Annotated in this window: 12 protein-coding genes; 3 read left to right on the top strand and 9 right to left on the bottom strand. The window is 65.5% G+C overall.

The features are described 5' to 3' along the window. The 5 genes from V6M49_RS01325 to V6M49_RS01305 all read right to left on the bottom strand — a co-directional run. The coding region (locus V6M49_RS01325) for a TCP-1/cpn60 chaperonin family protein (RefSeq protein ID WP_332759626.1) at nt 1–188 on the bottom strand (188 nt) is incomplete at its 3' end. Between the two features lie 291 nt (nt 189–479). After that, a complete protein-coding gene (locus V6M49_RS01320; RefSeq protein ID WP_332759625.1) occupies nt 480–1,745 on the bottom strand; it encodes an ABC transporter substrate-binding protein in 1,266 nt (421 codons plus the stop codon). Between the two features lie 11 nt (nt 1,746–1,756). Then, complete coding sequence (locus tag V6M49_RS01315; RefSeq protein WP_141139551.1) at nt 1,757–1,963, bottom strand: cold-shock protein; 207 nt, start codon at nt 1,961–1,963, stop codon at nt 1,757–1,759. A 158-nt stretch (nt 1,964–2,121) separates the two neighbouring features. After that, complete coding sequence (locus V6M49_RS01310) at nt 2,122–2,739, bottom strand: LytR C-terminal domain-containing protein (protein WP_141139550.1); 618 nt, start codon at nt 2,737–2,739, stop codon at nt 2,122–2,124. Between the two features lie 51 nt (nt 2,740–2,790). Next, nucleotides 2,791–3,120, bottom strand: a complete 330-nt coding sequence (locus tag V6M49_RS01305; RefSeq protein ID WP_332759621.1) for a DUF3263 domain-containing protein — start codon at nt 3,118–3,120, stop codon at nt 2,791–2,793. A 133-nt stretch (nt 3,121–3,253) separates the two neighbouring features. Between V6M49_RS01305 and V6M49_RS01300 the strand changes: the two genes are divergently transcribed. Then, nucleotides 3,254–4,024 (top strand): uracil-DNA glycosylase, encoded by a 771-nt coding sequence (locus V6M49_RS01300; RefSeq protein ID WP_332759620.1) that lies wholly within the window; start codon nt 3,254–3,256, stop codon nt 4,022–4,024. 14 nt (nt 4,025–4,038) lie between these two features. Further along, complete coding sequence (locus tag V6M49_RS01295; protein WP_141139549.1) at nt 4,039–4,878, top strand: siderophore-interacting protein; 840 nt, start codon at nt 4,039–4,041, stop codon at nt 4,876–4,878. 27 nt (nt 4,879–4,905) lie between these two features. Here the strand turns inward: V6M49_RS01295 and V6M49_RS01290 are convergent, their stop codons facing one another. The 3 genes from V6M49_RS01290 to V6M49_RS01280 form a co-directional block, all read right to left on the bottom strand. Beyond that, nucleotides 4,906–6,393: a threonine/serine ThrE exporter family protein gene (locus V6M49_RS01290; RefSeq protein ID WP_332759619.1), complete on the bottom strand. Its 1,488-nt coding sequence runs from the start codon at nt 6,391–6,393 to the stop codon at nt 4,906–4,908. Between the two features lie 39 nt (nt 6,394–6,432). Then, nucleotides 6,433–7,749 (bottom strand): peptidoglycan bridge formation glycyltransferase FemA/FemB family protein, encoded by a 1,317-nt coding sequence (locus V6M49_RS01285; protein WP_332759617.1) that lies wholly within the window; start codon nt 7,747–7,749, stop codon nt 6,433–6,435. Nucleotides 7,750–7,835: 86 nt separating this feature from the next. Then, on the bottom strand, nt 7,836–8,909 hold the full coding sequence (locus tag V6M49_RS01280) for a lipid II:glycine glycyltransferase FemX (protein ID WP_246848711.1): 1,074 nt from the start codon (nt 8,907–8,909) through the stop codon (nt 7,836–7,838). A gap of 158 nt (nt 8,910–9,067) precedes the next feature. Here V6M49_RS01280 and V6M49_RS01275 point away from each other — a divergent pair, with 158 nt between their 5' ends. Next, the gene (locus V6M49_RS01275; RefSeq protein ID WP_332759613.1) at nt 9,068–9,613 is read left to right on the top strand and encodes a TspO/MBR family protein; all 546 of its coding nucleotides are present in this window, start codon (nt 9,068–9,070) and stop codon (nt 9,611–9,613) included. A gap of 27 nt (nt 9,614–9,640) precedes the next feature. On the opposite strand, the gene gcvP is transcribed toward V6M49_RS01275, so the two are convergent. Next, nucleotides 9,641–12,379: aminomethyl-transferring glycine dehydrogenase (gcvP, locus tag V6M49_RS01270; RefSeq protein WP_332759612.1), on the bottom strand; the 2,739-nt coding region annotated here is incomplete at its 5' end.

Genomic DNA, 12,379 nt, shown 5'->3' with positions numbered 1-12,379 from the left:
TCGTCCAGCTCGATCTCCTTGGCGATGGAAACACCATCGTTGGTGATCGTGGGGGCGCCCCACTTCTTTTCGAGGACGACGTTGCGTCCACGCGGGCCGAGGGTGACCTTGACGGCGTCGGCGAGGATGTTCAGGCCCCGCTCAAGACCGCGGCGTGCCTCTTCATCAAATGCAATGATCTTGGCCATAACGGCAGTAGTCCTTTCGGGACAGTCGTTAAGAATGAACCTCACTGCAGTGCCCGCGACGGACGATCCTTCACCGGCGGCCTCTGTATGCCGCGGCTGGGGATCTCACTCCAGCTAGGTATTTCTCTCGCTCCACGACCGCCGCCAAGCCTCGATGCCGGACAAACCGGACGTTGCTTTAGCAGTCGGTACGTAGGAGTGCTAACTCAATAATTAGCACTCCCTAGGTGAGAGTGCAAGCGAAAGGTCCCCCAAATCGCCCTGTCAGGGAGGCCCGTTCGCCATCGGCGATCAGCCTGCGGCCCGGCCTGCCGCCTCATGGCCGCTGAGAACTGCCCTGTTGTCTGCGCCGTAGGTGAACACCATGTAGTTGGCCGTGGTGATGTCACCGTTGGCGTCGAAGGCAACTGGCCCCGATTCGCCGTCGTAATTAATGCCTGCCCCGGTCTTCAGGACCGCGAGGCAGCCAGTGTAGGACAGGCACGGCTTGGTGGCCGGGCCCGAGGCCTGCGCGGCGGCCTGCCCGCCTGCTGTCCCGCCGGAGACGGCGATCAGGTTGGCGGCGATGGAGCGGCCGGCATCGTCGTCAGCCTTCGCTGCCGCCAGGACCGCCAGGTTCACGGCGTCGTAGGTCTCCGCGGCGAACGAAAGGTCTTTCAGGGCAGGGTTGACCGACACAAGACGGGCCTGGAAGTCCGCAGACGGCAACAGGCCCGGCACCACTGCACGCGCGCCGTCGAGCGCCTTGGATCCAAGTCCCGAACCGTACTGGGCGAAGGCGCCGTCGCTCAGGATGATGCTCTTGCCCGAAAGTCCCGCGTTATTGAGCTCTGCGATGGCGCCCTGGGCGTCGTCCCTGGCGATCAGCACCACAGCATCAGGAGTGGCGGCCTTGGCTGCAGCTGCGGCGTTCCCGGCGTCGCCGGGCTTGAAGGCGGTGGTTGAGACAGTTTCCAGGCCGGCGTTCTTGGCGGCGCCGGCCACCGCGGCAGCTACGTCCTTTCCGTAGCCAGAGTCCTGGTGGACCACGGCAAGGCTCTTGGCGCCGCCGTCCTTGGCCAGCTTCACCAGCACCGATGCCTGGGCAACGTCCGCCGCGGCGGTCCTGAAGTAATAGCCGCCGCTCTTGTAGCGGGACAGGCCGGCAGCGGAGTTTGCAGGCGAGACGAGCGGGACCCGGGCGGCCGAGAGGACGTCGATGGCAGCGGTGGCGTGACTCGAATCCGTGGGTCCAATGACCGCGTCAACCTTGGCTGAGGCCAGATTCCTGGCCTGCGCGTCGGCGCCATCACCGGCGCCTACCACCAGATCCACAGGCCTGCCCTTGTGGCCGCCGGCCGCATTGATTTCCTTGATTGCAAGTTGGGCCGCGGCAAGCTGCGAGTCGTTGAGGAAGGCCTGCTTCCCTGTGCTGTCCTGGATCAGCCCGATCCGCAGCGTGCCGTCACCGGATGCTTCAGCGGATTCAACGCGGGCATTGCCGCCGGCTCCGGCACAGCCAGCCAGTGCCAGCAGGAGGCCCGCCCCTGTGATTGTGCGGACGATTGTTGAACGCAAGCTGCGGGAGATCACTGCGCGGGCCGGACGTTTTCTGCCTGCGGGCCCTTCTCGCCTTCACCGACTTCAAGCTCCACGCGCTGTCCCTCATCCAGCGCCCGGTAACCTTCGCCCTCAATGGCCGACCAGTGCACAAAGACATCGTCCCCGGAGCCGTCCACCGTAATAAAGCCGTAGCCCTTTTCGGCGTTGAACCACTTAACCGTTCCCAATGCCATGATGTCCACTCTTTTCCGTCGTGCCGTCGGTCCCCGTCGGAAGTGTGCCGCTTGTTACGGACCGAAGCCTGAAATCACTCTAGCGACAAGCCATCCGGCGGGCCGAACCACACGGCCGCTCCGGTGCCCAAAAGTTACTCAGGCGTGACCGCGAGACGCTACTGGTAGCCCGGCCCCAGGACAACAACCAACGGCACCTGGAAGTCCTGGCTCTCCACCAGGGTAGGGATGTTCAGGAGTTCGGAGAGTGCTTCGGCGTTGGCCTTCTGCGCCGGTCCTGAATAGAAGATTGCGGATGTCTGCTGCGGAGCGCCGCCCCAGTTCCCCACCTGGCCCAGCGTCCAGCCATCGGCCTGGACCATAGAGCTGATGCGTCCGGCGAGCCCGGCCTTACCGGCGGCGTTGTAGATGGCCACGCCCTGGGTCTTGTCCAGCACAACCGCGGAGGGAATGTTACTGGGCGAAGCGCTGGGCTCGGCGTCAGGGCTGTTAGAGGGCTTCGGGTCCGTGGAGGCTTCAGCGGTGGCCGACGGTGCCGCGCTTGCCTCGGGGGCCGCGGCCGATTCCAGGCTGGTGGAGGCATCACTGCCGGCCTGGGTGAACCCGAGCTTGGGAAGGATCAGGAAGGACACCACTCCAATGGCCAATGCCACAATCCCCACCGCGAGGATGGGCCACAGCTTGCGGCGGGCAGGCGCCGAGGCCGCACGGTGGACGCCTTGCCGTGAGGCGGACTCCGGAACCTTGTCGAATTCATCCCGAGCGTATTTGGTCATGATGGGGAGACGTCCTTGTTGATTGCTGCTGATGGCTCAGCACGAGCGTGGTCAGGCGTCGGAACCCAGGCGTCGTGCAGTGCGTGCCCGGTGACGCGACGTACGTAGTCTACGCAATCTCTTGACCAGCATGGGGTCGTGGGCAAGTGCAGCCTCGGTGTCGATGAGGGCGTTGAGCAGCTGGTAGTAGTGCGTTGCGGACAGATCGAACAGCTCCCTGATGGCCTGTTCCTTGGCCCCGGCGTACTTCCACCACTGCCGCTCGAGTGCCAGCATCTGCTGGTCGCGCTCGCTCAACGCGGAGTCACGGAGGGTAAAGTCAGCCAGCAAAGAACCGCGCTCCTCCGGCTCCGGCATATGTTCCCGAGCAGGTTCCGCCACGGCACACCCCTTCGCTGGTCTCGCTGAATCACCGGTCAAGTTACAAAATCTCCTCCCCATGCTACGGCGTGAATAACACGATTGTCATTTGCGCCCCGGCCGCAGCGTCCGGCAACCCTGCGAGAATGGGAGCGTGTTTGAATCTGACGCGCTGTTCGAACTGACGGCGGACCCGGCGGAGGCCGTTGGCTTTGCCGAGATGGCCGCCTTGCCGCTCAGTGAGCTGATGGCTGCCGACTGGGCGGAGGCGCTGAGCCCCGTAGAGAGTGAGCTGCGCGGCGTCCTGGGCTTCCTGGCCACCGAAGTTGCGGCGGGGCACCGGGTGCTGCCGGCGCCGTCGAACGTTCTGCGCGCCTTCCGGCAGCCGCTGGCCGGCGTGAAGGTCCTGGTAGTGGGCCAGGACCCCTACCCGACGCCGGGCCACGCGATCGGCCTGTCCTTTGCCGTTGACGGGCGGACCCGCCCCATCCCGCGGAGCCTGGCGAATATCTACCGTGAGCTGGAGTCCGACCTCGGCCTTCCGGCGCGCGTCCACGGCGACCTGTCCGCCTGGGCCAGCCAGGGGGTCCTGCTGCTTAACCGGGTCATGAGCGTCCGCGCCGGGGCAGCCGGCTCCCACCGGGGCAAAGGCTGGGAGGCCATCACGACGGCGGCAGTCACCGCGGTGGCCAGCCGGCGCACTTCCGACGGCGGGCCGTCGCCGCTGGTGGCGGTGCTGTGGGGCAAGGACGCGGAGAGCGTCCGGCCCCTCCTGCCCGGGGCGGCGGTCGTGTCCAGCGCCCACCCCAGCCCGTTGTCGGCGTCGCGCGGATTCTTCGGCTCCCGGCCCTTCAGCACCATCAACCAACTGCTGCAGGACCAGGGATGCCCTGGCGTAACCTGGGAACTCCCTCCAGTCCCTTAGCTTAGGCTTGCCTTATGAGCACTCTTCCGGCCGCCACCAACGCCACGAAAAATACACGTCCGCAGATCGATCTCACTGTCATTCGACGGGAAGAACTCTCGCCACACATGGTCAGGATCGTGGCCGGCGGCGAAGGCTTTGCCGCCTACGTGAACAACACCTTCGTGGACCGCTACGTCAAAATCGTCTTCCCGCAGCCCGGCGTTGACTATGCCCAGCCCCTGGACCTGTGGACCATCCGCGAAACCATGCCCCGCGAGCAGTGGCCCTTCACCCGCACCTACACGGTCCGCTGGGTGGACACCGAGGCCCAGGAACTCGCCATCGACTTTGTGATCCACGGCGACGAAGGGCTGGCCGGCCCTTGGGCGGCTGCCGCCAAGCCCGGGGACGCCTTCACCTTCACCGGCCCGGGCGGCGCCTACAACCCGGCGTCTGACGCTGACTGGTACCTCTTTGCCGGCGATGAAGCCGCACTTCCTGCGATCGCCGCTGCCATCGAATCGTTGCCGGCTGAAGCGGCCGGCCTGGCGTTTATCGAGGTGGACAGCGACGCCGACATCCAGCCCCTTGCGTCCCCGGCGGGCGTTAAGGTGACCTGGCTACGCCGCCAGGGCGCGCCGGCCGGCGCCGGGGACCTCCTCGTCTCAGCGGTGGCCGACGCCGAATGGCCCACTGGCCGCGTTGACGTTTTTGCCCATGGCGAGCGCGGCTACATGAAGCGGCTGCGGGACGTGTTTTTCGTCCAGCGCGGCCTGGAACGGAGCCAGGTTTCGCTGTCCGGCTACTGGGCCCAGGGCCGGGTGGAGGACGACTTCCAGGCCGAGAAGAAACTGCCCGTCGGGAAGATCTGACCGGGATTTTCCGACGGCGACACGCGGCTAGCGGCGGCGGGCGCGGCGGCGTTCGTTGCTGGCCAGGCTGCGTGTCAACGGCCGGGCCAGGGTGTCGCCGAGGACAATGCCGGCGGCCGTGCCCAGGACGATCGCGCCGGCGTTGAGCATGCCGCCAGCTCCCAGCAGGACTTCGGATTCCTCGATGGTCAGCACATACATCGAGCGGAAGATGGTCAGTCCAGGCAGCAGGATCAGGGCCGCCGGGACGGCCACCACCAGCTGGGGAGCGCCCATTTTCAGCGCCACCACCCGCGCCAATAGTCCAATCACAACGGCCGCGACCGCCGGGGAAAACCGGTCACCGACGCCCAGGGAAGCAGCGCCAAGCAGTACAAAATAGCCCACCACGCCCACGGCTGCGGTGGGCAGCAGCAGTTCCCACGAGGTCTGCTCCGTCACGCCGATGGCCATCACTGCCACGGCGATAAGGATCACCAGGACCCAGAGGTCGTAGGCAGGCGGGAACGTCTCCGTGACGCTAATCGGCTGCATCCCGGTCATCGAACCGATCACAAAGGCCACCGCGATCCCGGCCACAATCGCGCCGAACGTCAGCAGGGTGGACAGGAACCGGCCCGCGGCGGTCACGGGGAACCCGTTGATGGCGTCCTGGACCGAGGATACGAGGCGTCCGGTGGGCAGGAGCAGGAGGATGCCGCCCACCACCACAATCGCCGGTGCGTTAGTGAGGTCAAAGCGCCACAGCAGCAACGCGGTGAGCGTAACGCCGAAGGAGCATGCCGCCGTCGTGAAGAAGTCCGGAACCCTCCACCGGCCCAACTGGCGGGCGAGCAGGCTGACGCCGATGTTGGCAACAAAGGCGATGCCCGAGGAGACCAGACCTCCGCCGAGTACGCCCACAAAGACTGCGGCGAACACGCCGAAGGCAACAGTGACCATCCAGCGTGGAAACGGTTTGGGGCTGGTGATGGCCTCGTCCAGCCGGCGGATCGCCTCATCGCGGCCCACTCCCCCGGCCACGATGTCCGTCACCAGCCGGTGTACTTTGGCCAGCCCGGCATAGTTGTTTGTCCATGACCGCACCACCCGAAGCAGCGCGATGGGCGTCTGGTCCTTGGGCGCATAGTTAATGGCCACCGACTGGTTGGTGATGTCCACTTCGATGTTTTTCAGCCCCAGCGCCGCGGTGACGGCAATAATGCTCGTCTCCACTTCCAGGGCGCCGGCCCCGTACCGGAACATGGTCTCGGCCAGGTGCAGGGAAAAGTCCAGGGTCTTGCGTGCGGACGTGTCCACGCCTCCCACCTGGATCATGGGGTTGGCGTAGGGGCTTCCGGCGAGCCTGTCCACAATGCTCAGTGGCGCCGTCGGCGGGTTCTCCCCCCGCACCAGGCGCCGCAGCATCCGCTTGGCCGCGGCATCCTGGCGGAGCTGGGAGGGGGTGAGCGGCTCTGTTTTGGGCAGGCCGTCGGTGGGAGGCCTGCGCCTTGGGTTTTCAGGTCGATCGTTCACCTTGGTGCTCCTCCCTTTCTGGCAGTTCGTGGTTTGGTGTTAGGCCTGGCGCTTCAGTGGCAGTTTGCCCAGCAGGGTGCGCGCCGCCGCGATGGCCGCGCGGACCAGGCGGTTGGTCTGGAAGGCTGCCGGCCGCACCGGCATCACGAAGTCACCCAAAAGCTGGACCACGTCGCCGCCGAAGCCCTTCTTGAACTCGTAGCCGCCGTGGCCTTCTTCGTCCTGTCCCTGGATGCCGAAGGTGCCGTAGAAGTTGTAGCGCGAGTAGCCCTTGTCCAGCCCATGCAGCATCATTCCCCAGTACAGGGACGTGGCGCCGTTGAAGTAGATGTAGTCCTGCTTGGTTCCGCCGATAACGCAGACCACCTCGTCGCCGAAGCAGACGAAGTGGATGGCGGCCACTGTAGCCACACCCACCGAGTCCGGGAACCGCTCGATGTCCTTGAGGCTGCGCTCGTAGCTGTCCACGAGGTCCTGGACAACTTTGAGCCGGTTGGCTTTCTTCTTGCTGCCGGTCTCTTCGACTTCACGGCGGAGTTCGGCTGCGGACGCGGATTCCGCTTCCAGGCGTTCGGTGATGGACTTCCGGTACGCGGGGATGTCGATCTTGGCCATCATAAGTTTGGTGAACTCGGCCGAGGTGGTCCGCAGGAGCTGTTCGTAGTATTCGCGTTCGCGGTAGAAGAAACCCTTCTCGTCCCCGGCTGTGCTCAGCGCGTCGTAGAACTCGTCAAGGGTCTCCAACGTGGCCTGCTCCAGGAACACACCGTTCTTTTCAGCCTTCCGGATGGCCTTCCGTGTCCGGTAGCTGGTACCCATGATGAGCTCCTCGGCGTCCGCGATGCCGTCGAGCTGCTTGATGAACATCCAGTTCACGTTGGCGAAGTTCATGTCGGAGCCCTGGTGTTCAAAACCAAGGCCCGCCAGTTCCGCCACGAGCGGCCTGTTGTCCACGATCTCGGGGTGTTCGGCGCCGTCGGCATCGCGGGCGATGTACGTCAGGTTCGGGGAAATCCGGAGTTCGGCGGCCTTGCGTTCCGTGGCGCGTTCCTTGAGAAGTCCGACGACGTCGCGCACCAGTGCGGCGTCCGTGTAGTCCAGGAGGGGGCCCTTGGCGCACTCGCACACCTTGTAGCCCCAGCGGTTGGTGGTGAAGTTCAGTTTCCCGGCGGCGACCAGGTCGCCGTCGCGCCTTACACCGAACAGTTCCACTGACTGACCGCGGGCGCGCTGGAAACGGGTGAAGTCAGCGGACTGGATGAAGTTGTTTTGCGGATGCTTGAGGGAGAAGGACTCAAACTCGGCATCGCTGAGGACGCTGAGCTCGAGTCCGGCTCCGGCCTTGGTTGGATTCACGGAAATAACCTCATCTATGGCTGGGCTGCCGACTGGGGCAGGCGCTGGCCTTCGTGGTGTGGATGGTGAGAGTGGCTGGTGGGCGGTCAGTAGAACTGCTGGCCGGTGCGTGCGGTTTCAAGCCGGCGGAAGACCCGTTCCGCGCCCTTGACCCACAGGGTGTGCCTGACGGGCGACAGCACGTGGTCGTAGCAACCGACGAAGTCCGTCACCGTCTTGGTGAAGCTCGTTTTGAACATTCCCATGCCGTACAGGTGGTGGGTCTTGTCCTTGATCAGGCCAGAGGGCGGCGTGCCGCAGAAGTCGTACTCGGTGCAGCCGAGTTCCTGCATTCTCCGGATGGCCTGCCACTGGACCAGGTGCGAATCGCCGTACTGCTTCCTGTTCTGGGTGGAGCCGCCGTCCTTGTAGGTTGCCTTGGATCCGTAGTTGATCACAAAGGCGCCCACGCTGGGTTTGCCGTCTTCGTAAACGAAGAAGAAGCTGCCCTGTCCGCGCGTGCAGAATTCGTCCCAGAACTGGGTGTAGTACTCGAGGCTGCGCAACGGCATGGAACCCTTGGCGTTCACCGTATCTGCCATCAGGTCATACAGCGCCCGGTACGTTTCCGGGCCTGGCTCCTGCTGCACCACGGCGCAGCCTTCGCGTTCTGCCCGGCGGATCGCGTTGCGGGCGCGGGAGGAGATGGACCGAAACACCTGGTTCTCAGGTGCCGCGATGTCCAGGAGCGCCGTGGAGTCGTTGGACTGGATATTCGGGGCCTTCACCAGGCCGGCGGCGGCGAGCTGTGCCCGGGCTTCCGGGGTGCTCACGATGTCCGGTTCAATCTTGATGGTGAAGACATTGAGTTTCCGGCTCCGGGCGAATGCAGCGCACGCGTCCAGGGCCGGCTTCAGGTCCTCGACGGCACCCAGGTCCGGACCTTTGATCAGGTACCACAGGCGGCCCAGCACCGGGAATTTCTTCTCCAGCACCAGGTTGTAGCTGGCGGTCCCGGCAGACTCCAGGACCAGGAAGCGGGCGGTCCAGCCGCTGCCGTTCTTCACGGACGCATAGGCAGCGGACTGCAGCATGTTGCCGCCGTTCGGGTTGGCCGTGACGTGCTTGTCCCAGTTCTCAATTTCCTCCGCTGTGGCAAAGCGGGCGGTGAATTCTCGCAAGGGGGCCGTGTCCAATCTCAGGGGTTTGTGCGCGGTTCTGTACTCGTAGTTACGTGCGGACATGTAGCCACAAGTCTAAAGCCTGATCGGGTGGGGGCAGTCCAGACAGGACCGCGGAGCGCCTTGACTCGCGGGCGGCGCGCCGCAAGGGTTGACCCATGGAGTTGGTCCCGAAGAAGTCCGTCCCTGGGCCTGGAAGTCCCGGCAGGAAGCACCGCCGCCGCGCGGAGGTGCTTGCGCTCATGCTCTTCTTGGCAAGTTCCGCCGTAGTCGCCTGGCTGGGTGCTTTTGCCACTGTCAACAACGTGAACGGCTGGTACGTGGGCGCTGACAAAGCCCCCTGGTCACCACCGAATTGGTTGTTCGGTCCAGTGTGGACAGCTCTTTACACTGCCATGGCGGTGGCCGCCTGGCTGGTCTGGCGCCGCCACACCCCGGAGTCGCGGCCCGCGCTGGTCAGCTACGGAATCCAGTTGTGCCTCAACCTGCTGTGGACACCCACCTTTTTCAGCCTGTATCCGTTGCTCGGCACGGCCGCCCTGTGGCTGGCTTTTGCAGTCATCCTTGGGCTGATCGGGGCGGTCACTGTCACGGTGGTCCGCTTCGGCCCGATCAGCCGGGCCGCCGGGATACTTCTCCTGCCCTACATCACCTGGGTTGTGTTCGCGTCGTCCCTCAACCTCTGGGCCGCGCTTAATAACTAGCCCCTGGGGTGCGGGAAGCCGGCGGGCCTAGTCTTCGAACTCCGACAGCGGCGGGCAGGAGCAGATCAGGTTGCGGTCCCCTGCTGCGCCGTCGATGCGGCCGACGGGCGGGAAGTACTTGTCCTGCTTGAGGTGGTGGACCGGGAAGGCGGCCTGCTCACGCGGGTACTCGCGGTTCCAGTCGGAAGATACGACGGCGGACGCGGTGTGGGGTGCGTGGCGCAGCGGGCTGTTCTCCACGGTGAAGTCGCCGTTGGCCACCTGGTCGATTTCCTGGCGGATGGTGATCATCGCGTCGATGAACCGGTCGATCTCCACCAGGTCCTCGGACTCCGTCGGTTCCACCATCAGCGTGCCCGCAACCGGGAACGCCAGGGTGGGGGCGTGGAACCCGTAATCGATCAGGCGCTTGGCCACGTCTTCCGCGGTGACGCCGGTCTTCGCCGTCAGATCGCGCAGGTCCAGGATGCACTCGTGTGCAACGAGTCCGCCTTCGCCCGTGTAGAGGACCGGGAAGTACTCGTTCAGCCGTGCCGCAACGTAGTTCGCCGCGAGCAGCGCCGACTTCGTGGCCTCGGTCAGGCCCTCGGCGCCCATCAGCTTCACATACGCCCAGGAGATCGGCAGGACACCGGCGGAACCGAACCGTGATGCGGAGATCGGGACGTCGTTGCCTTCGGTCCAGGTGGCCGCGTTGCCCGGCATGAAGGGTGCCAGGTGCGCCTTGGCCGCGACCGGGCCAACGCCCGGTCCGCCGCCGCCGTGCGGGATGCAGAACGTCTTGTGCAGGTTCAGGTGCGAGACGTCGCCGCCGAACTTGCCCGGCTGCGCCAAGCCAACGAGCGCGTTGAGGTTGGCACCGTCCACATACACCTGGCCGCCCGCGGCGTGCACTGAATCGCACACCTCACGGACATCGGCGTCGTACACACCATGCGTGGACGGGTAGGTGATCATGATCGCCGAGAGGACATCCTTGTTCGCCTCGATCTTGGCGTCAAGGTCAGCGTGGTCGATGCTGCCGTCAGGAGCCGTCGCGACAACAACCACCTTCATGCCGGCCAGGACAGCCGAGGCGGCGTTGGTGCCGTGGGCCGACGCCGGGATCAGGCAGACATTGCGCTGCTGGTCTCCGCGGGAGTGGTGATAGCCGCGGATGGCCAGCAGGCCCGCGAGCTCACCCTGCGACCCGGCGTTCGGCTGCAGCGAGACCTGATCGTAGCCCGTAATCTCGGTGAGCTGGTCTTCGAGATCGCCGATGAGTTCGCGCCAGCCCACGGTCTGGGAGTCCGGGGCGAACGGGTGGATCGAGGCGAACTCCGGCCAGGAAATGGCCTCCATCTCCGCCGTGGCGTTCAGCTTCATGGTGCAGGAACCCAGCGGGATCATGGTCCGGTCCAGCGCGAGGTCCCGGTCGCTGAGCCTGCGGATGTAGCGCAGCAGCTGGGTCTCGGAACGGTGCGTGTTGAACACCGGGTGCTGCAGGTAACCGGAGGAACGCTCGACGGCGGCATCCAGCGCGAACTCAGTGTCAGTCCCGGCGGCCGCGTCCACCGCCGCGGCACCAAAGGCTTCCAGCACACCGGCAACAATGGCCGGGGTGGTGGTTTCATCGGCGGAAACGCCGACGGTGTCGCCGTCGATGTGGCGCAGGTTGATGCCGTGTGCTTCGGCGGCGGCAACAATGGCCGCAGCCTTGCCGGGCACGGAAACCGTGACGGTATCGAAGAAGCTTGTGTGCAGGACGTCCAGGCCGGCCGCCTTCAGGGACGCGGCGATGGTTGCAGCGTGGCTGTGGGTGGTCTCCGCGATTGCCTTGAGGCCGTCGGGGCCGTGGTAGACGGCGTAGAACGAGGAAACGATGGCCAGCAGTGCCTGCGCGGTGCAGATGTTGGACGTGGCCTTCTCGCGGCGGATGTGCTGCTCACGGGTCTGCAGCGCCAGGCGGTACGCGGGGGTTCCGGCGTCGTCCTTGGAGACCCCGACGAGGCGGCCCGGCATGGAACGCTCGAGACCCTTGGCTACGGCCATGTACGCGGCGTGCGGGCCGCCGAAGAACAACGGCACACCAAAACGCTGGGTCGAACCCACGGCGATGTCCGCGCCCTGCTCCCCCGGAGGGGTGATCAGCGTCAGCGCCAGCAGGTCGGCGGCGACCGTGACCAGCGCGCCGCGCTCCTTGGCAGCCGCGATCACGTCGGCGTGGTTGAAGACCCGGCCGGAAACACCAGGCTGCTGCAGCACAACACCGTTGATAACGCCGTCGGGCAGGCCCTTGGAGAGGTCGGCGACCTCCACCTCGAACCCGAGGGCCTCGGCGCGGCCCTTCACGATCGCGATGGTCTGCGGCAGGCAGTCCGCATCGAGGACGGTCCTGCCGTCGCGGGCTTCTTTGTTCTTGTTCGCGCGGCGCATCATCAGCACGGCCTCTGCCACGGCGGTGGCTTCATCGAGCAGCGACGCGTTCGCGATCGGCAGGCCCACCAGATCCTGGACCATGGTCTGGAAGTTCAGGAGCGCTTCGAGCCGGCCCTGGGAAATTTCGGGCTGGTACGGGGTGTAGGCCGTGTACCAGGCCGGGGCCTCGAGGATGTTCCGCCGGATCACGGCCGGGGTGACGGTGTCGTAGTAGCCCTGGCCGATCATCTGGACGGCCGTCTTGTTCTTCGCCGCGAGCTTCCGCAGCTCGGCAAGGACCTCAACCTCACTCAGGGCGTCCTTGAGGCGGAGGGCCGCATCCTGCCGGATGCCGTTGGGGACGGCAGT

The organism is Pseudarthrobacter sp., assembly GCF_036675385.1.
Lineage (GTDB): Bacteria > Actinomycetota > Actinomycetes > Actinomycetales > Micrococcaceae > Arthrobacter.
This window is presented reverse-complemented; position numbering and strand designations above follow the sequence as displayed.

Coding starts and splice junctions, on each gene's coding strand:
- V6M49_RS01295 (WP_141139549.1), top strand. CDS start 4,039: ATGAGCACTCTTCCGGCCGCCACCAACGCCACGAAAAATACACGTCCG.
- V6M49_RS01310 (WP_141139550.1), bottom strand. CDS start 2,739: ATGACCAAATACGCTCGGGATGAATTCGACAAGGTTCCGGAGTCCGCC.
- V6M49_RS01315 (WP_141139551.1), bottom strand. CDS start 1,963: ATGGCATTGGGAACGGTTAAGTGGTTCAACGCCGAAAAGGGCTACGGC.
- V6M49_RS01275 (WP_332759613.1), top strand. CDS start 9,068: ATGGAGTTGGTCCCGAAGAAGTCCGTCCCTGGGCCTGGAAGTCCCGGC.